Origin of the sequence: Corynebacterium sp. ACRPE (assembly GCF_022347435.1) — a bacterium.
GTDB classification, from domain to species: Bacteria; Actinomycetota; Actinomycetes; order Mycobacteriales; family Mycobacteriaceae; genus Corynebacterium; species Corynebacterium tuberculostearicum_D.
This window is the reverse complement of record NZ_JAKRNA010000001.1, coordinates 14,298-36,279: the sequence shown is the minus strand read 5'-3', so window position 1 is coordinate 36,279 and position 21,982 is coordinate 14,298. Positions and strand designations below refer to the sequence as shown.

Sequence of the window (21,982 nt, the reverse complement as noted above, 5' to 3'; positions counted from 1 at the left end):
GTGGGGGACAAGGGGCCGCGCGCACCAGTATGCGAGAGATATTCGCTACAAAAGTTAGGCAACCGTGTCTTCTAAAAACATTATCGCCATTGCCATGTCCTTCGTGGGCTTGTTGGTGGGCGCCGGCTTTGCCACGGGCCAAGAGGTGGTGCAGTACTTCACTGCCTTTGGTTCCTGGGGTATTCCCGGCATCATTATCGCCGCACTCATCATGACCCTTGCGGGTACCGTGTTCTTGCAGCTGGGTAGTTACTTCCACGCTTCTGAGCACAATACCGTTTTCCGCAATGTCACCCACCCGATCGTCTCCAAGTTGCTGGACGTCGCGGTCATCATCACCCTCTTCGCTATTGGCTTTGTGATGTTGGCCGGCGCGGGTTCCAATATGGAGCAGCAGTTTGGCTGGAAGACTTGGATCGGCTCCACGCTCATGTTGGTATTGGTGCTTATCGTGGGCATGCTCGACGTGGATAAGGTATCCAAGGTTATCGGTGCTGTAACACCGACCATCATCATTGCGGTCATTGGTGTTGCCATCTACACCGGCCTCAATATGCCGGATGACATCGGCGCCGCTATGGACGCCTCCAGCCAGATCGACACCCCGATTGGTAACTGGCTCATTTCCGCACTCAATTACAACGGCCTGGCGCTGATGCTCGCCGTGTCCATGTCCCTGGTTATCGGTGGCGATAATATTAGTCCGCGCGAGGCCGGTTGGGGCGGCATTGTAGGCGGCATCATCTACTCCATCATGATGGGCCTTGCCGGATTCTCCTTGCTGATGAACTCGGACAAGGCGCAAGGCTCCGATATTCCGATGCTGTCTTTGGTAGATAGCGTTAACCCGACGCTCGGCTCCATCATGGCGGTCATCATCTACCTGATGATCTTCAATACCGCTATCGGCATGTTCTACGCGCTAGGCAAACGCCTGTCCGCCGGCCATGAGAAGCGCTTCCCGGTTATCTTCGTCATCGGCTGCTTGGCTGGTTTCGCGGTCTCTTTCGCCGGCTTTAAGACCTTGATGAACTACATCTACCCAATCATCGGCTACATGGGCATCCTCATGGTGGCAATCTTGGTATTTGCCTGGTTCCGTAGCCAAGCCCAGATTAAGGACGAGGCAGTGCGTCGCGAGCGCATACGTTCACTTATGCACCTGAAGCTGAACCCCAACAAGGATTATGACGCTGAGCGTTATGATGACGAGATTGGCCAGCACATCGAGGATTCCAATATGGATAACGAGGCCCTCTATGATGAGCTGGTGGATGAGGTCACCGAGGAGCTTGACGGCGACGATGACGTGGACTTTGACAAAAAGGAGTACGCAGAAAAGCGCCACGACCACTCCTACTACACCGAGCGTGATGCGGTAGAAACTGACCGCACCCCGGAAGAAATTGAAAAGTGGGTCGAAGAAACCGGCGCATCCGGCGACCCTGAAGAAGTTGAGGAACTGCCACAGGCTGACAATTCCAAGAATTAAGCGGACAATGGGTGCCATGAGTATCTATGCACCCGCAGCTGAACGTTATGATTCGATGGAGTACCGCCGAGTAGGCAACTCTGGGCTGAAGCTGCCGGCCATTTCCCTTGGCCTTTGGCAGAACTTCGGCGACGACCGTCCCCTGGCCACGCAGCGCGAAATCCTGCGCGCGGCGTATGACCGGGGGATTACTCATTTCGATTTGGCCAATAACTACGGCCCTGAACCAGGCGCCGCGGAGGACAACTTCGGCCGCATCTTCGCCCGCGATTTCCGCCCCTTCCGCGATGAAATGATCATTTCTTCCAAGGCGGGTTGGGTAATGAATGATTCGCCCTACGGTTTCGGCGGCTCTCGCAAGTACCTGGTTAGCTCCTTGGATGCGTCCCTGAAGCGGATGGGTTTGGATTATGTAGATATCTTCTACCACCACCGCCCGGACCCGGACACACCGCTGGAAGAGACCCTGTACGCGCTGCGGGATATCGTGGCCTCCGGCAAAGCTCTCTATGTGGGCATTTCCTCTTATGGTCCGGAGCTTACCGCGGAGGCCATGGAGTTTATGGAAGATGAAGGCTGCCCGCTGCTGATTCATCAGCCCAGCTATTCCCTTCTGAACCGCTGGATTGAGCGCCCGGGCGAGGATGGCGAGTCCCTGCTTGATGTCACGGCGCGCAGTGGGTTGGGTGTCATCGGCTTTGGTCCACTAGCACAGGGCATGCTGACGGATCGCTATATCGATGGCATCCCTGCAGATTCGCGCGCGGCGAAGAATAAGACCTTGGAAAAGGATTGGCTCAATGAGGAAAACCTTTCCATGATCCGTTCGCTCAACGATATTGCAGGCAAGCGTGGTCAGTCTCTGGCGCAGATGGCTATCTCGTGGGTGCTGCGTGATCAGGGTGATCGCACGCTTACCTCGGCGCTGTTGGGTGCTTCTTCTGTGGAGCAACTCGAGCACAACCTGGGCGCGCTGGACAAGCTTGACTTCAGCGCGGACGAGCTGGCTGCGATTGATGACGCCGCCCACGACGCCGGCATCAACCGCTGGGCAGGCGCCACCGCTTCGCGCGTTCGCGGCGACTAGGCCGCTACCGAGCCCCGGCCCTCTAGAGCAGGAGCAACTTGAGTGTTAGGCCGATCATGATGACGCCGATGCCGAAGTTGATCCAGCGCCACACTGTGGGCCGGGACAATACGTGGGAAAAACGGGCTGCACCGAAGCCGATAAACGGAAACCAAGAGAAGCTGGCACAGATTGCACCCACGGCGAAAAGCCAGCGCCCCGATTCGCCATATTGATTAGCAATGCTGCCGAGCATGACCACTACGTCCACATAGGCGCCCGGGTTAAGCCACGTTAAGGCCAGGGCGGTCAATAGCGGCTTAACCCACGAAGGGGAGCGCTTGATCTCGACGCGAGTTGCGGTCTTGGTCGTGCTGCGTGCCTGAGAGCCATCGAAGGAAGCGACTTCCTGCGGTACTTTCGGCTGTGTGGATTCCACCTCGATGGCCTCGCCTTTGGTTTTGAGCGCATCGCGGAAGCAGGTAAAGGTGAAATACGCCAGGTAAGCGGCGCCAACATATTTCAGAACCTGCAGGGCGTTGGGGAATCTTTCTACCAAGTAGCCCACGCCGGCCGTGCCGGCGGTAATCAGGATGACGTCGGAAAGCGCGCAGACGGCAATGATGAGGCCAATGTGGTCGCGGCGGATGCCGTACTTGAGCAGCATGGCATTTTGCGGGCCAACGGCCACGATGAGCGATAATCCCAGGAAGAAACCAGCAAGCACAATGGACATGCCTTCCAGTGTGAATTCCCGGCCTGAATTAGTCGAGTTAATGAATCTACAGTTGGTTTAGAATAGCTTCATGAACCCGGTGCACTTAGAAACATTGCTCGCCATCGTGGACGAAGGCAGCTTTGATGTTGCCGCAGCCGTGCTCGGCATATCGCCGTCTGCGGTAAGCCAACGCATCAAGGCGCTAGAATCGAGCACCGGTCGAGTGCTCCTTCGCCGTGCCACTCCGGTAACCGCGACAGAAGCGGGGGAGATCCTGGTGCAATCCGCACGCCGCATGGCGTTAGTACAGGCCGAGACGGACGCCCGCCTAGGCCACCGCCTGGCCCGCGTCCCGCTCTCAGTCGCAGTGAACTCGGATTCCCTAGCGACATGGTTTCGCAGGGTCCTTAGCGATACCGCGCGGCGGGGCGATGTCGCCCTGCGCATCCGGATTGAGGATGAGGCGCGCACCTTAGCCATGCTGCGGCGGGGTGATGTGCTTGGCGCGGTAACGAGGGAAGCCACACCGGTCTCTGGCTGTGAGTCGAGCTTTTTGGGTACGATGCGCTACTTCCCGGTGGCGGCACCACATATTGCAGAAAGCTTCCATAATGGCCACCTGACCTGGGAAACTATGCCCCTTGTTGGCTATGGTCCCAACGATCAGGTACTGGATGATGCGATGCGGGAGCGCTTCATTGATTCGGCCGTGGTCCGTGCGCGGGTGTCACAGATTCCCTCTTCCGAGGGCTACCTGGAGGCCGTACGCGTTGGCCTGGGGTGGGGGTTGCTGCCCCAAGCCCAAGCGCTGCCCCTATTGGCGGCGGAGGAGCTGGTGCTTCTCGACGGCTCCCCGCTCGATATCGACCTCTACTGGCAGCGGTGGCGCTTGGAATCGGAGGTCTTGAGCGAACTAACGCGTTCGGTCATCGAAGCTGCGAGCGACTTGGTGGCCACATAGCACGCAAGCTCGTGCGGCGCGCCGTGGTGGGTACCACAAAAGTGCAGGCACGTGCCCTAAGTTGGAGCTATGAGCGATAAGCAGCAACCGGATAAAGTCACCCCGTTTGATGAGGATATGGACGTGCCTACCTACAACGCGAAGCCCGCTAGTAAGGATTCTGTCTCCGGCCAAGGAAAGTCGAAGCCCGGCCTTTTCGAGCGCGCCGGCCGCGCTGAGCCGCAGGAGATCAAGCCTTCCCAGACGCAGCAGGACCACCCGGAAACCGAGGTGCTGTCCTATTCCAGCGCAAATGAGGCCGCACGCCAGGACAGTGGCGCCGGCGAAGAGACCGTAGCCTTCGCGCAGCCGGACTCCACCACGCCGGCTACCCCAGAGCAAGAAACGGCACTTGCTACTGCCGACGCCCCCGTGGAGAGCACCCTCAGCACCGAAACCGCAGAGGAGCGCGAGGCACGCCTGCAAGCGGAACAGGAAGAAAAGGAAGGCTACCAACGCTATGGTCGCCGCGGCACCATCGACTTCGGCCTGCTTTTCATCCGATTGGCGCTGAGCGCTTACCTCATCGTCGCGGGAGCAAAGACCTTCTTCACGCTTGGCGATAGTGAGGGATTGTCCGGCCTTGAGAGCGATTTTGCCAACTATGCATGGGATACCGCACTGTCTATCGCGGTGCCAACCATGCAGCTTATCGCTGGTGTGTTCTTGCTGCTCGGCCTCATCACGCCGCTGGCGGCCATGATTGGCCTGGTAGTGACCGGCTTTACCGCCGTCCACGAGCTTGCCCAGACCGATGCCGGCCTGGACGTCTTTAGCTGGCCGGAATCCGTATGGCTTTCCTTGGTCCTCTTTGTCATCGCAGTGGGCCTGCAGTTTACTGGCCCAGGCTTTATCTCCCTAGACTTCAAACGCTCGTGGGCACGCCGCCCACTGGGTACTTCCTGGGCCTTTGTTCTCATCGGCATCGCCATCCTTGCCACACTCTGGTTCTTCGGCGCAGGCGTTAATCCGTTGAACTAATCGCCAATAGCTGTCCGTCGCAATTGCGGCGGATTTTCTTTTTCTCTTGCTTTCCATGGCGGAAAGTATGATACTTTCTAAAGTGGAAAGCAACGAAAAGTCGAAGGCGAAAGGAACTGCGATCATGGACGAAAGCGTGCACGAGGCACTGTCCTTCAACGAGGAAGTGGAGAAGGAACAAAGCGACGGACGGAAGACTGCGCTTAATGCCTTGTTTGCTGCAGCGTTGGCAGTACTTTGGTTTATCTTGAGCCAATGGGGGAATGACATACCGTGGTGGTTGTCCCTTGGTTTAGTGGTGGTCTGCGGGGGAGTAGCTCTTTGGGTTGGCGCTCAGAAGCGCAACGTGCGCGCAGGTTATAGGCAGGATCCCTTCGCCCAGCCGCAGCCGGATAAGAAATACTATTTCGGAATCATTCTGATTTTTTGCCCTACGTTCTTCCAGATCTTCCTCGAAGGACACCTGGTCACTGCGGCCGTGGTATTCACGCTGTGGGGCATCGCTGTATTTTGGGCCCTGAACACCGGTGCGATGGATCTGTCCACGCGGGACAGCGCAAGTGGCAAGCGGGCGAGCGGCGATGAGTGAGCTTGATCCGGTAATCCACCCGCTTAATCGCTTTAAAATTTGTGCGGTGCTCAACGCGGCCGGGGCAGTGGAAGGCGCCATCAACAAAGAGATGCGTTTTGCCGCAATTCGAGACAAGGTGAATCAATCCGATGCCACGCTGTCTAAGCAGCTAAGCGCACTGGAAAAAGAGGGGTATATCAGCCGCTTTCGTGAGTATGGATCCTCGCGTGGCAAGGACACGGTATGGGTGATGCTCACGGCTAAGGGTAAGGCCGCATTCGATTCGCACCTTGCAGCGCTTAAGAAGCTATCGGGGCAGGAGTAGCGGTACTCGGAGGGCGGTTGCGCTGGGCGGCGTAGAACGCGGCCGCGTACAGCGCGACGGTAAGCACGGTGAGCCAGACAAAGTCATCCACCCAGAACTTTTGGTAGCGCTCCATGGCGTGGACATCGACTTGATCGCCCCACCACCACTTAGGTGGAACGGTCAGCAGCATGGCTGCCCAGGCGATAAGGACGGTCAGGAGGCTGCCCGCGGCCCATCCAGACGGCAGCCAGGTCCACGCGCGGTAGATAAAGACCGGGATGATGAGCGTGAGCCAGACCCAGTGGTGCGACCAGGAAACAGGGGAGATGAGGAGGAGGGTGAGGGCGGTGACCAATTGGGCGTCGACAAGCAGATGCTCCTCGCACAGTCGCTTGATAAGCCACGCAGCAAAGGCAATCACCACTAGGGAAACTGCGAGCCATGCAAGATTGATGGTCAGTCCATTGGCGTCCATGGCCTCCGTAGAGGAATACATGCGCTGAATGGCTCCCTTGATGGAACTATTGGACTGGTAATCGGTTGCCACGCCGAAGTCGCCGCCAGAGCCCATATCGAGCAATTTAGAGCTGAAGAACTCCACGAACGCGTCCCAGCGGAAGGCTGCGGCGAGGAGAGTGGCAGCGACTGCGGAGAGGAAAGCCGTGGCAATCTGCTTCCATTCCTTGCGCACGAGGAAGTAAAGCAGCATTGCTAGCGGAGTAATTTTGATGGCCGCGGCCAGGCCAATCAAGATGCCTTGTGGTAGGAAGCGCTTGCGTGGGACGAGGTCGAGGGTAACCAGCGTCATGACCACGATATTTATCTGTGCAAAGCCGTTATTGAGGTCAACCGGCTCGAAGCGCAAGGCAATGGCCCAGGCAATGGCGGTAACGGGCAAGAGGAAATCCGGCTTCTTTAGCACCGCCTTGAAGACAAAGTAGAGGCAGACGAGCAGGAGAAGATCGGACAGGACAACCATGATGTCGCCCGCCATATCGTGGTCAATGCCGTCAAAGGCCGTGAGCGGAACCATGACGAGCGCGCCAAAGGGCGGATAAATAAAGGGAAGTTCAATATCGCCGGCCAGCATGGGCTCGCTATAGACGGAGCGGTGCTCAAGGAAGGCCTTGACGCCCTCGCGGTAGACCACCATATCGATAGGAAAGTCCGTGATGCGGGTGTCTTGAACAACCTTCCAGGCGCCAAAAATGAGACCCAGCAGAGCTAAGGCATAACGAAAAAGTGGGGTGCGCGCGAGTTTCATCGCAGTACACTTTATGCGATCTGCAGGTAAACGGGTGCGCACCCCACCGAGGCTCACAGGGATTTAGCAGTCACTACTGTCTAATTCACATGGCCATCGACAACGCGCACCGCGCCGCGATCGGCGGAGGTGGCCATGGCTGCATACGCGCGCAGTGCCTTGGTGATGGGGCGGTTGCGGTTCACTGGAGTCCACGGTTTCTCGCGCTGTTCCTGGGCGGCTCGGCGGCGCTCCAGCACGTCCTCGTCCACATCGAGGGTGAGTTGGCGCTCGTGGATGTCGATGGTGATGGTGTCGCCATTTTCGATGAGCCCGATAAGGCCCTGGTGGGCCGCCTCGGGGGAGATGTGGCCGATGGACAGGCCGGAGGTGCCGCCGGAAAAGCGGCCGTCGGTAATCAAGGCGCATGCCTTGCCCAAACCTGCGCCCTTGAGGAAGGAGGTGGGGTGGAGCATCTCCTGCATGCCAGGGCCACCGGACGGGCCTTCATAGCGAATGACTACCACGTCGCCCGGCTGAACTTCCTTGTTCAGGATTATCGATACGGCCTCTTCCTGGGATTCGACCACACGGGCAGGTCCAGAGAAGGTCCACAGCTCTTCTTCAACGCCCGCTGCCTTGACGATGGCCCCGTCTGGAGCTAAGTTTCCGCGCAGGACAACTAGGCCGCCGTCGGAAGAAAAGGCGTGATCGGCGTCGTGAATGCAGCCATGAGCGGCGTCAGTGTCGAGCTCGTCCCAGCGGTTGGATTGGGAAAATGGTTCGGTAGTGCGCACGCCGCCCGGCGCGGCGTAGTACAGTTCGCGGGCCTCATCGGTGGCGTGCGGGTTGCGGATATCCCAGTCATCGAGCCATTGCTCGGCGTTGTCGTATAGCGCCGTATGCACCTTCAAGTTCAGGTGCCCGGCGCGGCGAAGCTCTCCCAAGATGGCGGGGATGCCACCGGCACGGTGCACATCCTCAATGTGGTAGGTGCCATTGGGCGCGACCTTGGACAGGCAGGGCACGCGGTAGGAGATGTCATTAATATCGTCGAGGGTGAAATCCACCTCGCCCTCTTGTGCGGCCGCGAGCGTGTGCAGGATGGTGTTGGTGGATCCGCCCATGGCCATGTCAAGCGCCATGGCGTTGGTGAAGGCTTCCTTGGTGGCGATATTGCGGGGGAGAACGGATTCGTCCTCCTCGCCGTAATAGCGGCGGCACATATCGACGATGGTGGAGCCGGCCTTTTCAAATAGGCTGCGGCGGGCCGTGTGGGTGGCCAGGGTGGTGCCGTTGCCGGGCAGCGCCAAGCCGAGCGCCTCGGTCAGGCAGTTCATGGAATTGGCGGTAAACATGCCGGAACAGGAGCCGCAGGTGGGGCAGGCGGATTCCTCTACCTGGGTCAAGCCTTCATCAGATACCGCGTCATTGGCAGAGGCGGTAATGGCGGTGATGAGGTCGGTGGGGGCGTGGGCTACGCCATCAACCACGACGGCTTTGCCGGCCTCCATCGGTCCGCCGGAGACGAAGATGGTGGGAATGTTCAGGCGCAGCGCTGCATTGAGCATGCCCGGGGTGATTTTATCGCAGTTGGAGATGCATACCAGGGCGTCGGCAGTGTGGGCATTGGCCATGTACTCGATGGAATCGGAGATGATTTCGCGTGAAGGCAGCGAGTAGAGCATGCCGCTGTGGCCCATGGCGATGCCATCATCGACCGCAATGGTATTGAATTCCTTGGGTACGCCTCCGGCCTCGCGCACGGCGTCGGCGACGATATCGCCAACGTTCTTAAGGTGTACGTGGCCGGGGACGAATTGGGTGTAGGAGTTGGCGATGGCGACGATCGGTTTGCCAAAGTCATTTTCCTTGGTGCCGGTGGCCCGCCAAAGGGCGCGGGCGCCAGAGGCTTGGCGGCCGACGGTAGTTACTTTTGAACGCAGCGGGAACATGGTTTTCAGTCACCATTCCTTCAAGGGATGTGGGGAGGGGAGAGTGTAGGCGGCGTATTTAGTTTTCGGCCGAGGGCTTGAGCTCGGGGTGGCGCTCGAGGTAGTCCGCATACTCTTCTTTGCTGAGGAGGACTTGTTGGCCGTCACGGTGGACAATGACTACCTTGTCATCTGCCGCTTCACGGCCCTGGGTAAGGGCGTCAGGGATGCGGCCGCGGGAGGCCTCCGAAAGTCGCGGGAGCGAGTTAAAGGTCACGCCGGGCAGGCTGTGCTCCGCCCCGGCCTTGGTGCGAGCGAAGGCGCGGGCGCGTTGGAAGCCGATTCCGGCAAAATCGTCCCATGCGATCTGGATATTTTTCCGGAATGCGTAGGAGATAGCGATTCCGGATTCGGAGACCTTGGTGCGGGATTTTATGACCCACCACAATCCGAGGATGGGGATAATGAACAGCCAGGCGAGGTATTTGGGGGCCCATCCGATGCTCAGCAGGGCAATGGCGGACAGGATGAGGATGCCCAAGATGTGGTCGCGGGATGGCTTGAAAACCTCTGCCTGGGTGGTGGACTGACGAGGTTTGTTGTCCTTAGGTGGTGGAGTCATAGTGTGCAAGCCTAATTCACTAAGGCGGGCAAGGGCGAACCTATTTTTCAGACGTGTCCCATCACGTGGGAATGTGATCCCAAAAGGGGGTAGTCTCCACGAGGGTAATACCTATCAAGGTATAGTCATGTCCATGATCATTATTCGACTTCAGGTAGTACCAACGCGGTGGTGACCGCGACGCCTCGTGACGTCGACGCATTTCGCCCCCGCAGACAGATAAGCCCGCGGGGGCTTTGTTTATATCTGGGGTCGGTACCGATGATGATCAGGACCTGTAATAGACCATTCCAAGGAGCACATTAACCGTGGTTACGACAACTTCGCCCACGCCCGCTTCGGTGGCTGCGGCCTCACGCGCCCACGCTCCGGAGCGGATGAGTGGTGCCCACGCCATTGTCCGCACTCTCGAAGACCTGGGAACCGATCTAGTCTTCGGCATTCCAGGCGGTGCCGTGCTTCCTCTCTACGATGCCTTGCACACCTCGACCAAGCTGCGCCATGTGCTCACCCGCCATGAACAGGGCGCCGGCCACGCCGCCGAAGGCTACGCCCAAGCCTCCGGCAAGGTAGGCGTATGCATTGCCACCTCCGGGCCGGGTGCGACCAACTTAGTGACAGCGCTTGCCGACGCCAACCTGGACTCCGTTCCCATCGTCGCCATCACCGGCCAGGTGGGCAGCAACCTCTTGGGAACCGATGCCTTCCAAGAGGCCGATATTCGCGGCGTGACGATGCCGATTACCAAGCACAACTACATCGTGACGGAACCGAGCCAGATTCCAGCTGCCATTGCAGCCGCATTCCATCTGGCTGCTACGGGTCGTCCGGGGTCGGTCTTGGTGGATATCCCCAAGGATGTGCAAAACGGTGAATTGGAATATTCCTTCCCAGCTACGTTTGATCTGCCTGGATATAAACCGACGACCAAGCCGCACCATCGCCAGATCGTGCAAGCGGTTGAGCTCATTGCACAGGCAGAAAAGCCGGTTATCTATGCCGGCGGCGGTGTTATCAAGGCCGAGGCGGCCAAGGAGCTGCGCGAGTTTGCGGAATTTTCCGGAATCCCTGTCGTGACTACGCTCATGGCTTTAGGCGCCTTTCCGGAATCTCATCCGCTGCACATGGGCATGCCGGGCATGCATGGCACCGTCCCTGCGGTTGCGGCCATGCAGCGAGCTGACCTGTTGATTACTATCGGCGCGCGATTCGATGATCGAGTAACCGGTGATGCCTCCACCTTTGCCCCTGAGGCCCAGGTAATTCATGCGGATATTGACCCGGCTGAAATTGGGAAAATCTGCGACGCTGCAGTGCCAATCGTGGGTGATGCGCGCAACGTGTTGGCAGGTCTCTTAAAGGAGTACCGCAAGAACTCCGGAGTGAATTCACCGGAAGTAGGCCCATGGCGGGACTACCTCGATGGGCTCAAGGAACGGTTCCCCCGTGGCTATGATCCCACTCCGGATGGGCAGCTCAATCCCCAATTTGTGTTGGAAAAGCTGAGTGAAACCGTAGGTCCTGGGGCTATCTACTGCGCCGGTGTGGGTCAGCACCAGATGTGGTCGGCACAGTTCATTGACTTTGAACACCCACGCTCCTGGATCAACTCCGGTGGTGCCGGAACTATGGGCTATGCCGTGCCGGCGGCCCTAGGCGCCAAAGCAGCATGCCCGGATAAGGAAGTGTGGGCGATTGACGGTGACGGTTGCTTCCAAATGACCAACCAGGAGCTCACCACCGCCGCATTGGAAGGCTTTCCGTTTAAGGTTGCCGTCATCAATAACGGCAACCTCGGCATGGTCCGTCAGTGGCAGACACTGTTCTTCAATGAGAACTATTCCAATACCAAGCTGCGAGAACGAGATGTTTATACCCCCGACTTCGTCCGCCTGGCAGAGGCGCTGGGGAGTGAGGCTATCCGCGTCACCTGTGAGGAAGAGGTGGTGCCGGCCATTGAACGGGCCCGCGCAATCAATGACCGCCCCGTGGTCATTGACTTCATCGTTGGTGAGGACGCTCAAGTCTGGCCAATGATTGGCGGTGGGGCGTCTAACGAAGAAATTCAATATGCCCGCGGTTTGCGCCCGCTGTTTGATGAAAATGAATCGGCAGCAGAGACTCCTGCCGATATCGACGAGACTATCCAGGAGGTATAGGCATGGCACCCAGTGACGTTTCCCGGCATACCCTGTCGGTCCTGGTAGAAGACGTAGAGGGAATCCTGTCGCGCGTGACCGGCATGTTTTCCCGGCGTGGCTACAGCATCATTTCGCTGGTTTCTGCGCAAACGGAAAATCCAGGGATTAACCGACTAACCATCGTGGTCGACGCTTCCGAAAGGATTATGGAACAGGTGACCAAGCAGCTCAACAAGATTGTGCCGGTCATCAAGGTGGTGGAGCTCGAAGCAGACTCGACTGTGGCGCGAGCCCTGATGCTGGTCAAGGTGGCTGCGAATAATGCCAACCGGCCGCAGGTGGTCGATGCCGTTAATATCTTCCGTGCCCGCGTGGTAGACGTGGCACAAGAATCAGTGGTGGTGGAGGCTACCGGTACCCCTGGAAAGCTGGCGGCGCTTCTCGACGTCCTGGAGCCATTCGGTGTGCTCGAGCTGGTGCAGTCTGGTGACGTGGCCTTGGGGCGTGGACCCAAGGCGATGGCGCCCCCGCGAAATTAAATCCCACTATATGGTCACTCCGTCTCATGTGGTGGTATAGTGCTAGGTGGGACGTTGATTCATTAAACTTACAATCACTACAGAATTGAGGACTACAACATGGCTATTGAAACCTTCTACGACGATGATGCGGATCTGTCTATCATTCAGGGTCGCAAGGTATCCGTTATTGGTTACGGCTCCCAGGGGCATGCACACTCGCAGAACCTGCGCGATTCCGGCGTCGAGGTTGTTATTGGTCTGCGTGAAGGTTCCAAGTCGGCGGCCAAGGCCGAGGAAGCAGGCTTTGCGGTCAAGACCGTTGCAGAGGCTGCCAAGTGGGCAGACGTAATCATGCTGCTGGCACCAGATACCTCACAGAAGCAGATCTTTGAAGATGAAATTGCCCCCAACTTGGAAGACGGCAATGCGCTGCTGTTTGGGCACGGCTTGAATATCCACTTTAAGCTGATTGAACCGCAAGCCAATGTCACCGTTGGCATGGTTGCACCTAAGGGGCCTGGCCATTTGGTTCGCCGCCAGTTCGTTGATGGCAAGGGCGTTCCGTGCCTCATCGCTACCGAACAGGATCCTAAGGACGAAGGCCACGATCTGACCCTGTCTTATGCAGCGGCCATCGGTGGTGCGCGTGCTGGCGTTATCCCGACGACCTTCGAAGCAGAGACGGTTACTGACCTCTTTGGCGAGCAGGCTGTCCTGTGCGGTGGCGTAGAGTTCCTGATTCGCACCGGCTTCGAGGTCCTGGCTGAGGCTGGATACGAGCCAGAAATGGCCTACTTTGAGGTGCTGCACGAGATGAAGCTCATCGTGGACCTGATGTTTGAGGGCGGCATCGCCAACATGAACTACTCGGTATCTGATACCGCCGAGTTTGGCGGCTACATTTCTGGCCCTCGCGTTATTGATGCTGATGCCAAGCAGCGCATGAAGGATATCTTGTCCGATATCCAAGACGGCACCTTCACCAAGCGCCTGCTGGCCAATATTGAGGGCGGCAACAAGGAGCTGGAGAGTCTGCGTGAGGAATTTGCACAGCACGAAATTGAAAAGACCGGCACCAAGTTGCGCGATTTGATGAGCTGGGTCAAGAACCCGCTGGATGCTACTGCCTAGGAATAAAAGGCGGTGTCTGTAGCGCACACCCACGGTGAACAGGCATGTTTACCGTGGGTTTAGCTTTATTTGTTTCAGGTAAAACTCCAGTGCAGGGAGTAGGATGAGGGCCATGGGTTTTACGACGCCAAGCTATGATCTCAAAGACCTCTTTGCACGAATTGATCGCGGGGATATCCAGTTACCTGACTTCCAGCGCAGTTATGCCTGGGATGAAGATCGTATCCGTTCTCTCATTGTTTCCGTGCTGCGCGGCTATCCCATCGGTGCGCTCATGGCTCTTGATACCCGAAACGAAAAGATGCGCTTCCGTCCCCGTGCCCTAGCCGGCGCACCTGAAACCGGCGTCGACCCCGGCTTGCTCCTTTTGGACGGGCAGCAGCGCCTGACCACCCTGTATCACTGCTTCAACGGCGAGGGCTTTGTAGATACCACTGACTTCCGCAAGAAGAAGATTCACCGCCGCTTCTTTATCGATATTCGCGCGGCCGTTCGCGGAGATCTAATGCCGGATGATGCCATCTTCGCGGTCAATCAAGACGGTAAGATTCGCTCGCACTTTGCACCAGCAATTGAGGGCGATATCCTAACGCGCGAAGATGCACTAGAGAATATGTGCATTCCCGTGGCTTCTTTGCTCAGTGAAGACGGCGTGGGCATGCTTTTTGAACTTGCGGCGACCAAGCAGGAATACAGCGCGGAACTGGCTGCCTTTAATAATCGCATCGTTCGACCTTTGTCCGGCTATGACCTGCCAATGATTCGACTTTCCCGCGAGACGGAGAGAGCCGGAATCGGCTCGATTTTCGCTCAAGCGAACTCGGCTGGTTTGCAGATGGACGTATTCGATCTGCTTACTGCCGTCTTTGCCTCTGAGGACCCCAGCTTCCACTTGGCCGCTGATTGGCACGAAGTGGAAAAGGACCTGCGGAAGTCTCCAGCCTTGGACGGAATTGGCCGCACCGAGTTTCTCTCCGCAGTATCGCTTCTGGTCTCCGGTGAAAAGGGCTGTGCCGGTGGCCAGCGCGAGGATATTTTGAAATTGTCATTGGCGGAGTACAAGTCGGCAGCCAACGATCTGCGCATCACCTTCCGCGAGGTATCAGAGTTCTTGGCGCAGCGCTGCATCCTTAGCATGGATCAGGTTCCGTTTAATGAGCAGATTGTTCCCCTGGCAGTCATTATCGCTCGCTTGGCCAAGCGCGGGGGAGCGCTTTCTACCGAGCAGTCCTGGAACCGCATCAACCAATGGTTCTGGTGTGGCGTCTTTGGCGAGCTCTACGGCTCTTCTGCGGTGCAGCTACGTGCTGCTCGCGACGTGGATGAGGTCACCGAATGGGTAGCCGGTGCAACGGATGAGGCGCCGAAGACCGTTACCGATGCCACCTTCCGTGAATCCCGTCTGCTTTCCGTAGATGGCAAAGATGGCGTATGGCACGGACTCTATGCCCTCCTCATGGCGCGCGGCGCGAAGGACTGGCGCACCGGAAAGGCCTTCACTCGGCATACCTTTGAAGAGCTCAAGCCAGGCTTTTTCCCTGTGTTCCCGCTCAATTGGTGCAAGCGTCACGGCGTCGATCCCGTCTTGGCTGGGTCGGTGATGAACTACACCCCGATGGGCAAACGAACCGAGGTAGTGCTCGACGGTTTCGCCCCCAACCGCTACCTACCTCGTGTTCAGTCCAAGTCCATCATGGAAGATGCGCAATTTGATGAGGTGCTAGCATCCCACGAAATGAACCTGGATTTCCTGCGCGCATCACAGCCGCGTGAATTCCTTGCGGACCGCCGTCACCGTTTCTTGGGCATCGTGGAATATGCTTTAGGTAAACCCGTTATCCGCGATGTGGATGAAGCAAACCTTTTTGGTGGAGAGGAAGGTCCGCAAGCTTTTGATCGCTAAATCTGTGCGCTTGGCCGCTACAGTGCTTGTTGCTTCTCTTGCGCTAGCAGCCTGTGGCACTCCGGTCACAGAATCCAAGCTGGTCAGGCGTGGTCTGTCCGACTTGGACGAGTCCGAAATCGATCTCAACAAGGCCAAGGCGGAAAACCAAAACCGTCTTATTGATCCGAAATTTGATGGCAAGTTGGTCATTGTTAATGACCCCATTGGAATTGAAGCCAGCCGACTATTTTTTGAAGATTCGGATTCGCTTGTCCTTTTTGCCCCGGACGATAAATCTATTCTTCGTGCAGCAACCTTGGCGGTAAACCAGCATTTGCCAGCGGTGCAGTATGAGGATGCTAGGCGTTTGGAAATCCATAAGTTGCTCACGGACTTGGGAGTAAGTCGCTTGGTGGTAGTAGGTGACGTGCCGTGGACGAAAACCTCTGGTGAATTCAGCGTGATCAAGGATCCAGGAACGCATAAGGCACTAGGGGAGTTCACGGCATTCCAATATGGTTCCAAGGTGGTAGCCTCGCCGGAGCAGATGGTAAAGGATATTGCACGGCTGGATAAGACTCCCCATATGGAGCTGCGTCCTGCCTGGGTGCCGTATGAAGGCGAACTTGATGCCGGAGAGGAAAAGAACCAACCCATCCCAGCACAGTCCCGCAGGGACGGCCAGATGGCGCCAAATATCGTTGCCACTAAGGATAGTCCCATCGCGAACGTAATTACCGCGGCAGCCTACGGTGGAAGAGTTTTGGTCGTGCCGACTGCTGATCCGCTAGCGGATAAGCACAGTATGGCTGCTGTAGCGGGCCGTGAGGACGGCGCCGTAGTAGCTTTGGGGCCGGAATTCGGTCGAGTGAAAGAATTTAAGGCAAAAATCAAGCAGGGCACCCCTGACTGAACTACACTTCCTTGACACGCGGTTATACCGCGTACACCGCATCACACTTAAGCGAAGGAAGATATGTCGAAGCCGGTAGTCCTTATCGCCGATAAATTAGCCCAGTCCACGGTTACGGCCTTGGGGGATTCTGTTGAGGTCCGTTGGGTGGATGGGCCGAATCGTGCCGAGCTCCTCGCCGCGGTTCCGGAGGCAGAGGCTTTGCTGGTGCGCTCTGCCACAACCGTTGATGCAGAGCTATTGGAAGCGGCTACAAAGCTCAAGATTGTGGGCCGTGCCGGGGTGGGACTGGACAATGTCGATATTCCGGCGGCCACAGACAAGGGCGTCATGGTGGTCAATGCGCCAACATCGAATATTCACTCTGCGTGTGAACAGGCAATTGCACTGCTCTTAGCGACGGCGCGCCAGATACCAGCGGCCGACCAGGCCCTGCGCGAAGGGGAGTGGAAGCGCTCTTCTTTCAAGGGCGTAGAGGTCTACGGAAAGACCATCGGTATTGTTGGCTTTGGGCACATTGGCCAGCTCTTTGCCCAGCGTCTGAAGTCCTTTGAGACGACCATTATCGCGCACGATCCCTATGCCAACCCGGCTCGCGCGGCAGCGTTGGGCGTGGAATTGGTTGAGTTAGAAGACTTGATGTCGCGTTCCGATTTCGTGACCATTCACCTGCCAAAGACTCCGGAGACAACCGGAATGTTTGATAAGGAACTTTTGGCCAAGGCGAAGCCAGGACAGATTCTCATTAACGCAGCGCGAGGCGGTTTGGTAGATGAAGCGGCTCTGGCTGAGTCTATCGAGTCGGGACATCATCGAGGTGCGGGCTTTGACGTTTATGCCACAGAACCGTGCACTGACTCTCCGCTCTTTAAGCTGCTGCAAGTCACCGTGTCCCCGCACCTAGGCGCCTCCACTGTAGAGGCCCAGGACCGTGCGGGAACCGATGTGGCGGAGTCTGTCTTGAAGGCGCTTAAAGGAGAGTTCGTGCCGGATGCGGTCAACGTCTCCGGCGGGCCAGTGAGAGAAGAGGTCGCTGGTTGGTTGGACCTCGCCCGCAAGCTAGGACTTACTGCTGGCCGCCTTTTGGGTCAGGCCCCCGTGGCCGTCGAGGTGGAGGCCTGTGGCGAGTTGTCTACCGAAGACGTGGAAGTGTTAGGACTTTCTGCCGTCCGGGGTCTGTTTAGCGGCGTGACTTCGGAGCCGGTGACCTTTGTCAATGCAATGCAGATCGCGCATAGTCGTGGGGTAGAGGTTGAGGTATCTACTAATGCGGAGTCCAAGGGGCACCGCTCTTCCCTGCAGGTGAAGGTTATTGGTGCTGATGGCGAGGTCTCCTCGCTCACCGGCGCGCTTATCGGCATCGATGGAACCGAAAAGTTCATTCGCATCAACGGCCGCGGCGTAGATATGCGTGCTACCGGCCGCAACCTCTTCTTCCGCTACGCGGACGCCCCAGGTGCACTGGGAACGGTGGGTACCAAGTTGGGTGCTGCGGGAATCAATATCGTCGCGGCTGCACTTACGCACGGTAAACAGGAATCTGATGCTGTGCTGATTCTGCGCGTGGAGGCCGAGGTACCAGAGCATCTCATCGCCGAAATTAATGCGGCCTTGGGTGCTGAATGCGAACAGTTGAACATGGAAGCATAAGGCTGCGGACTGCAACAGAATCTCAACCCGCGTGGTGCTAGGTAATTTCCTGCGCTACGCGGGTTTGTTTTGGTAGGGTAATCCCATATCCACTCTGTGAGAAAGGAATCCTACATAATGAAACTTGCGGTGATTGGCGGCGACGGGATTGGACCAGAAGTGACAGCCGAGGCACTCAAGGTGCTGCGAGCGGTTCGCTCCGATATCGAAACCACCGAGTATGACCTCGGTGCGCGGCGTTATCTGCGCAATGGGGAGCTTCTTGCGGACGCTGACTTGAAGAGCCTGCGAGAACACGATGCGATCCTGTTGGGGGCGATCGGCGCCCCAGGTGAGGTGCCGCCGGGCGTGCTGGAGCGGGGGCTGTTGCTTAAGATGCGGTTTGCGCTGGATCATCACGTGAACCTGCGTCCCTCTAAGCTCTATCCCACCGCTTCCTCCCCGCTGGCTGAACCGGGCGATATTGATTTCGTTGTGGTGCGCGAAGGTACCGAGGGTTTGTACTGCGGAAACGGCGGTACCTTGCGTGAGGGTACTGAGCACGAGGTGGCCAGCGAGGTATCGCAAAATACTCGTTTCGGCGTGGAGCGTGTAGTGCGCGATGCGTTTGCGCGGGCAGCGCAGCGCAGTAAGCATCTGACCTTGGTGCACAAGACAAATGTCTTGGTCAATGCTGGTGGGTTGTGGCAGCGCACCGTTGATGAAGTCGCCGCCGAGTTTCCAGAGGTTCGGGTGGATTACCAGCATATTGATGCTGCAACCATTTATATGGTGACCGATCCGGCGCGCTATGACGTCATTGTCACCGATAATCTTTTTGGAGACATTCTCACCGATTTGGCGGGCGCGGTAACTGGCGGTATTGGCCTTGCTGCATCCGGAAACATCGATGCCTCAGGCGCGAATCCTTCCATGTTCGAGCCGGTGCATGGTTCTGCGCCAGATATTGCGGGTAAGGGGATTGCAGACCCAACGGCGGCAATCTTGTCCGCCGCCATGCTTCTTCGTCACCTGGGCGATGAGTCTAATGCGCAGCGGATTGAGGATGCGGTGGCGCAGGATGTTGCCCGCCGCGGTGCCGAACCGGTAAAGACCGTCGAAGTGGGTGACCGAATCGCCAAGCTGCTCGTCGAATAGAAGCGGGCTTTTTGCGCTGGGTGCTTGCCGACGTCCCCAACCCCCGCGTCCTGGCGTAGTCCGCACTGGGGTTAGCAACGGTGATTAAAGGACAATGGGAATTTACTCAAATTAACTAATTAACACCGTACCCTTTGCACACATGTGAAGGAGGCGATTGAGTAGGATTGCCGCTATGCGTTTAGGACGAATTGCACACCCAGAAGGAATCTGTTTCGCCATTATCGATGGGCCAAAAGACGCCCCAATGGAAGAGCTAGTAGCAAAGGAAATTGCCGGCACGCCCTTTACTCCGCCGGAGCCAACCGGCCGCGAGTGGAAACTTAACGAGGTTCGCCTCTTGGCGCCGACCCTTCCCACCAAGGTGGTAGCACTTGGCCGCAACTATGCGGACCACGTTGCCGAGGTTTTCAAAAAGTCTGCCGATAGTCTCCCTCCCACCATCTTCATTAAGCCATCTACCGCGGTCATTGGCCCGGATGCTGCAATCAAGATTCCGGACTACGCCACCAACGTCGAGTTTGAGGGCGAGCTAGCCGTGGTCATTTCCAAGCCGTCGAAGAATATCAAGGCCGAGAACTGGAAAGACCATGTGCTCGGCTACACCATCTGCAACGACGTTTCCTCCCGCGACCTGCAGTTTAAGGATGGTCAATGGGCTCGTGCCAAGGGCATTGACACCTTCTGCCCGCTCGGCCCGTGGATCGAAACCGATCTGGATAGCTTGAATCTGGACGATCAGAAGATTAATGCCTACCTGACGCACGAGGGTTCTCGCGAGCAAAAGCAGGATTCCAATACGGACCAGATGATCGTGAAGATGGGCGGCATTTTGGAGGAGATCTCCGCTGCCTATACCTTGCTGCCTGGTGATGTCATCACCACCGGCTCCCCGGCTGGCACCGCTCCTATGGTCCCGGGCGACACCATCGAAATCGAGATCCCCGGCCTCGGTACCCTACGCAATACCATCCACCGTGCATAACCCAAGCCACCACGAACACCGCGGCTACGTGCCCACCTCCGTGGAAATGGAGGAGCGCTACCAGGGTTCTGAGCAGGTGTGGTCGGGCAATCCCAATGCGACCCTTGTCGATTACGCCGCGGGGCTTAAGCCCGGTACCGCCCTCGACATTGGGTGCGGGGAAGGTGCGGATGCGCTCTGGCTAAAGAACCAGGGCTGGAATGTGTTGGGCATTGATTTCGCCCCGACTGCCGTCGCACGCACTAGGGCCCGCGGTGTCGCGGCGCAGGTCGCAACGTTTAGTGACTTTAGCCATGAGCCCTTTGACTTGGTCAGCGTCCACTATGGTGGGGTGCGCGCCACGCCAGAAGAGGTGGAAAAGCTAGAGCGTTTGGTGGCTCCAGGCGGAACACTGCTCTTTGTCCATCACGATATGGAGTCGGCTGAGATAGCGATGCCCGAATGGCTAGCGGAGAATCTGCAAGAGCTAGAGGCCGTCGAGCTGACCCGCCGCGAGCGCCACCTGACAGAAGGCGCCGGTGCGCACCACCGCAGCGACGTAGTGCTCGTCGCGAAGCGTGCAGCCTAGAGGCTGAGCGCCTTCAATATGGTGCGCAGCTTGGCCGTGGTTTCTTCCAGTTCGGCCTGGGCGTCGGAATCGCCTACGATGCCACCGCCGGCCCAAGCACGCGCGGAAAGTCCATCGCCGGCCACTTCCGCGCAGCGGATGGCCACCATGTACTCGCCGTCGCCGGAGCTATCGCACCAGCCGACCGCTCCGGCATAGAATCCACGGTCCGTTTCTGCCGTCTCAATGAGAGCTTGGGCGGCCTCTGCAGGGGTGCCACAGATAGCCGGGGTGGGGTGCGCTGCCAAGGCAAGCTCGAGCGCAGTCAAGTCTTTATCCTTGAGCGTTCCGGAAATTGGCGTGCCTAGGTGCCACATTTCATTGGTGCTAATAAGTTGCGGGGCGTCCGGGATATCTAGCCGCTCGCATAATGGGCTAAGCACCCGGCGCAGGTGTTCCACTACAAAGGAATGCTCGTGGAGATCCTTGGCAGAATGCAAGAGATCTTGGCCTGCGATGTGATCCTCAGCCGCTGTGGCGCGGCGCGGTGACGATCCGGCCAAGGGGAAAGCAGACACCGTCGAGCCCTGACGCTTGACCAAAACCTCTGGAGAAGAACCAACTAGCATCGCGCCCGGCCGCCCAGCAGGGGAGAGATCGGCAATGAAGCCATCGCGGTTGGCGGAAAGGTCGATAAGGCGTGCCGCGACCAGGCGCGGATCAATAGCCTCAGGGAATTCGATATCTACGGCACGGGCCAAAACCACCTTGTCCAGTTTGGAGGTCTCGATCGTGCCGATGGCCGCCTCTACGCGGCGTAGGTGCTCTTCGGGTTCCGGATCGAATCCGACCACTCGCGAGTTTAGGCTTTTATTGCGGTAGTAGGCGTGCGGCTCCAAGGGGCCCTCTTCGCGGATGATGGCCTCCGGCACCGTTAGCGCGGCGGGTGTGTCAGAGTCGAACGGAATCGCACCGACGACCATGTCAACATCTTTGCTGCGCAGGGCAGAAACCGCTGCGTCGGTGTCATTAAAAGTGTGGCGCGCACCTTGGGTACGGACAGACCCCGTTGCTCGCGAAAGCAAAAAATCGGGGGCGGTGCTTGGTCTGTCTTCGTGCATGGGGATCTAGCTTAGTG

General features: G+C 57.8%; 20 protein-coding genes. 15 read left to right on the top strand and 5 right to left on the bottom strand.

The features are described 5' to 3' along the window. Positions 1 to 64: 64 nt before the first annotated feature. Together MHY13_RS00170 and MHY13_RS00165 are read left to right on the top strand one after the other, a co-directional pair. Complete coding sequence (locus MHY13_RS00170) at positions 65 to 1,492, top strand: hypothetical protein (RefSeq protein ID WP_239279930.1); 1,428 nt, start codon at positions 65 to 67, stop codon at positions 1,490 to 1,492. Between the two features lie 16 nt (positions 1,493 to 1,508). After that, complete coding sequence (locus MHY13_RS00165; RefSeq protein WP_239235836.1) at positions 1,509 to 2,579, top strand: aldo/keto reductase; 1,071 nt, start codon at positions 1,509 to 1,511, stop codon at positions 2,577 to 2,579. Positions 2,580 to 2,601: 22 nt separating this feature from the next. On the opposite strand, the gene MHY13_RS00160 is transcribed toward MHY13_RS00165, so the two are convergent. Next, the gene (locus tag MHY13_RS00160; protein ID WP_239279928.1) at positions 2,602 to 3,294 is read right to left on the bottom strand and encodes a LysE/ArgO family amino acid transporter; all 693 of its coding nucleotides are present in this window, start codon (positions 3,292 to 3,294) and stop codon (positions 2,602 to 2,604) included. 70 nt (positions 3,295 to 3,364) lie between these two features. Between MHY13_RS00160 and MHY13_RS00155 the strand changes: the two genes are divergently transcribed. From MHY13_RS00155 to MHY13_RS00140, 4 genes are all read left to right on the top strand, one after another. Continuing rightward, positions 3,365 to 4,237: an ArgP/LysG family DNA-binding transcriptional regulator gene (locus MHY13_RS00155; protein ID WP_239279927.1), complete on the top strand. Its 873-nt coding sequence runs from the start codon at positions 3,365 to 3,367 to the stop codon at positions 4,235 to 4,237. Positions 4,238 to 4,306: 69 nt separating this feature from the next. Beyond that, complete coding sequence (locus tag MHY13_RS00150) at positions 4,307 to 5,257, top strand: DoxX family protein (RefSeq protein ID WP_239279926.1); 951 nt, start codon at positions 4,307 to 4,309, stop codon at positions 5,255 to 5,257. Between the two features lie 82 nt (positions 5,258 to 5,339). Next, on the top strand, positions 5,340 to 5,846 hold the full coding sequence (locus MHY13_RS00145; protein WP_239279924.1) for a hypothetical protein: 507 nt from the start codon (positions 5,340 to 5,342) through the stop codon (positions 5,844 to 5,846). After that, positions 5,839 to 6,153 carry a transcriptional regulator gene (locus MHY13_RS00140; RefSeq protein WP_204609328.1) on the top strand — a complete coding sequence of 105 codons (315 nt, stop codon included), beginning with the start codon at positions 5,839 to 5,841 and terminating at the stop codon, positions 6,151 to 6,153. Before MHY13_RS00145 ends, MHY13_RS00140 begins: the two co-directional genes overlap by 8 nt. Here MHY13_RS00140 and MHY13_RS00135 read toward each other — a convergent pair. From MHY13_RS00135 to MHY13_RS00125, 3 genes are all read right to left on the bottom strand, one after another. Then, positions 6,128 to 7,399 carry a glycosyltransferase family 87 protein gene (locus MHY13_RS00135; RefSeq protein ID WP_204609326.1) on the bottom strand — a complete coding sequence of 424 codons (1,272 nt, stop codon included), beginning with the start codon at positions 7,397 to 7,399 and terminating at the stop codon, positions 6,128 to 6,130. The genes MHY13_RS00140 and MHY13_RS00135 overlap by 26 nt on opposite strands. An 80-nt stretch (positions 7,400 to 7,479) precedes the next feature. Then, a complete protein-coding gene (ilvD, locus tag MHY13_RS00130) occupies positions 7,480 to 9,333 on the bottom strand; it encodes a dihydroxy-acid dehydratase (RefSeq protein ID WP_239191429.1) in 1,854 nt (617 codons plus the stop codon). 58 nt (positions 9,334 to 9,391) lie between these two features. Further along, positions 9,392 to 9,934 carry a PH domain-containing protein gene (locus tag MHY13_RS00125; protein ID WP_150850269.1) on the bottom strand — a complete coding sequence of 181 codons (543 nt, stop codon included), beginning with the start codon at positions 9,932 to 9,934 and terminating at the stop codon, positions 9,392 to 9,394. A gap of 308 nt (positions 9,935 to 10,242) precedes the next feature. Here MHY13_RS00125 and MHY13_RS00120 point away from each other — a divergent pair, with 308 nt between their 5' ends. From MHY13_RS00120 to MHY13_RS00080, 9 genes are all read left to right on the top strand, one after another. Beyond that, on the top strand, positions 10,243 to 12,093 hold the full coding sequence (locus MHY13_RS00120) for an acetolactate synthase large subunit (RefSeq protein WP_239279922.1): 1,851 nt from the start codon (positions 10,243 to 10,245) through the stop codon (positions 12,091 to 12,093). A 2-nt stretch (positions 12,094 to 12,095) separates the two neighbouring features. Further along, positions 12,096 to 12,614 carry an acetolactate synthase small subunit gene (gene ilvN, locus MHY13_RS00115; RefSeq protein ID WP_005327728.1) on the top strand — a complete coding sequence of 173 codons (519 nt, stop codon included), beginning with the start codon at positions 12,096 to 12,098 and terminating at the stop codon, positions 12,612 to 12,614. 99 nt (positions 12,615 to 12,713) lie between these two features. Continuing rightward, complete coding sequence (gene ilvC / locus MHY13_RS00110) at positions 12,714 to 13,727, top strand: ketol-acid reductoisomerase (RefSeq protein ID WP_239191427.1); 1,014 nt, start codon at positions 12,714 to 12,716, stop codon at positions 13,725 to 13,727. 112 nt (positions 13,728 to 13,839) lie between these two features. Then, positions 13,840 to 15,630: a DUF262 domain-containing protein gene (locus MHY13_RS00105; RefSeq protein WP_239191425.1), complete on the top strand. Its 1,791-nt coding sequence runs from the start codon at positions 13,840 to 13,842 to the stop codon at positions 15,628 to 15,630. Further along, positions 15,620 to 16,525, top strand: a complete 906-nt coding sequence (locus tag MHY13_RS00100) for a hypothetical protein (protein WP_239191423.1) — start codon at positions 15,620 to 15,622, stop codon at positions 16,523 to 16,525. The genes MHY13_RS00105 and MHY13_RS00100 overlap by 11 nt, the downstream gene beginning before the upstream one ends. 63 nt (positions 16,526 to 16,588) lie before the next feature. Next, positions 16,589 to 18,175 (top strand): phosphoglycerate dehydrogenase, encoded by a 1,587-nt coding sequence (gene serA / locus MHY13_RS00095; RefSeq protein WP_239191421.1) that lies wholly within the window; start codon positions 16,589 to 16,591, stop codon positions 18,173 to 18,175. Between the two features lie 117 nt (positions 18,176 to 18,292). After that, positions 18,293 to 19,312, top strand: a complete 1,020-nt coding sequence (locus MHY13_RS00090) for a 3-isopropylmalate dehydrogenase (protein ID WP_239279920.1) — start codon at positions 18,293 to 18,295, stop codon at positions 19,310 to 19,312. A gap of 175 nt (positions 19,313 to 19,487) precedes the next feature. Beyond that, on the top strand, positions 19,488 to 20,297 hold the full coding sequence (locus MHY13_RS00085; RefSeq protein ID WP_005327736.1) for a fumarylacetoacetate hydrolase family protein: 810 nt from the start codon (positions 19,488 to 19,490) through the stop codon (positions 20,295 to 20,297). Further along, a complete protein-coding gene (locus tag MHY13_RS00080; protein ID WP_239279918.1) occupies positions 20,290 to 20,865 on the top strand; it encodes a class I SAM-dependent methyltransferase in 576 nt (191 codons plus the stop codon). The genes MHY13_RS00085 and MHY13_RS00080 overlap by 8 nt, the downstream gene beginning before the upstream one ends. On the opposite strand, the gene MHY13_RS00075 is transcribed toward MHY13_RS00080, so the two are convergent. Further along, on the bottom strand, positions 20,862 to 21,965 hold the full coding sequence (locus MHY13_RS00075; RefSeq protein WP_239279916.1) for an isochorismate synthase MenF: 1,104 nt from the start codon (positions 21,963 to 21,965) through the stop codon (positions 20,862 to 20,864). The genes MHY13_RS00080 and MHY13_RS00075 overlap by 4 nt on opposite strands. Positions 21,966 to 21,982 lie beyond the last annotated feature (17 nt).

Excerpts from the sequence above, each read along its gene's own strand:
- MHY13_RS00140 (WP_204609328.1), top strand. The coding sequence starts at position 5,839 with ATGAGTGAGCTTGATCCGGTAATCCACCCGCTTAATCGCTTTAAAATT.
- serA (WP_239191421.1), top strand. The coding sequence starts at position 16,589 with ATGTCGAAGCCGGTAGTCCTTATCGCCGATAAATTAGCCCAGTCCACG.
- ilvC (WP_239191427.1), top strand. The coding sequence starts at position 12,714 with ATGGCTATTGAAACCTTCTACGACGATGATGCGGATCTGTCTATCATT.
- MHY13_RS00085 (WP_005327736.1), top strand. The coding sequence starts at position 19,488 with ATGCGTTTAGGACGAATTGCACACCCAGAAGGAATCTGTTTCGCCATT.
- ilvN (WP_005327728.1), top strand. The coding sequence starts at position 12,096 with ATGGCACCCAGTGACGTTTCCCGGCATACCCTGTCGGTCCTGGTAGAA.
- MHY13_RS00125 (WP_150850269.1), bottom strand. The coding sequence starts at position 9,934 with ATGACTCCACCACCTAAGGACAACAAACCTCGTCAGTCCACCACCCAG.
- MHY13_RS00155 (WP_239279927.1), top strand. The coding sequence starts at position 3,365 with ATGAACCCGGTGCACTTAGAAACATTGCTCGCCATCGTGGACGAAGGC.
- MHY13_RS00105 (WP_239191425.1), top strand. The coding sequence starts at position 13,840 with ATGGGTTTTACGACGCCAAGCTATGATCTCAAAGACCTCTTTGCACGA.
- MHY13_RS00165 (WP_239235836.1), top strand. The coding sequence starts at position 1,509 with ATGAGTATCTATGCACCCGCAGCTGAACGTTATGATTCGATGGAGTAC.
- ilvD (WP_239191429.1), bottom strand. The coding sequence starts at position 9,333 with ATGTTCCCGCTGCGTTCAAAAGTAACTACCGTCGGCCGCCAAGCCTCT.
- MHY13_RS00150 (WP_239279926.1), top strand. The coding sequence starts at position 4,307 with ATGAGCGATAAGCAGCAACCGGATAAAGTCACCCCGTTTGATGAGGAT.
- MHY13_RS00135 (WP_204609326.1), bottom strand. The coding sequence starts at position 7,399 with ATGAAACTCGCGCGCACCCCACTTTTTCGTTATGCCTTAGCTCTGCTG.
- MHY13_RS00160 (WP_239279928.1), bottom strand. The coding sequence starts at position 3,294 with ATGTCCATTGTGCTTGCTGGTTTCTTCCTGGGATTATCGCTCATCGTG.
- MHY13_RS00075 (WP_239279916.1), bottom strand. The coding sequence starts at position 21,965 with ATGCACGAAGACAGACCAAGCACCGCCCCCGATTTTTTGCTTTCGCGA.
- MHY13_RS00090 (WP_239279920.1), top strand. The coding sequence starts at position 18,293 with ATGAAACTTGCGGTGATTGGCGGCGACGGGATTGGACCAGAAGTGACA.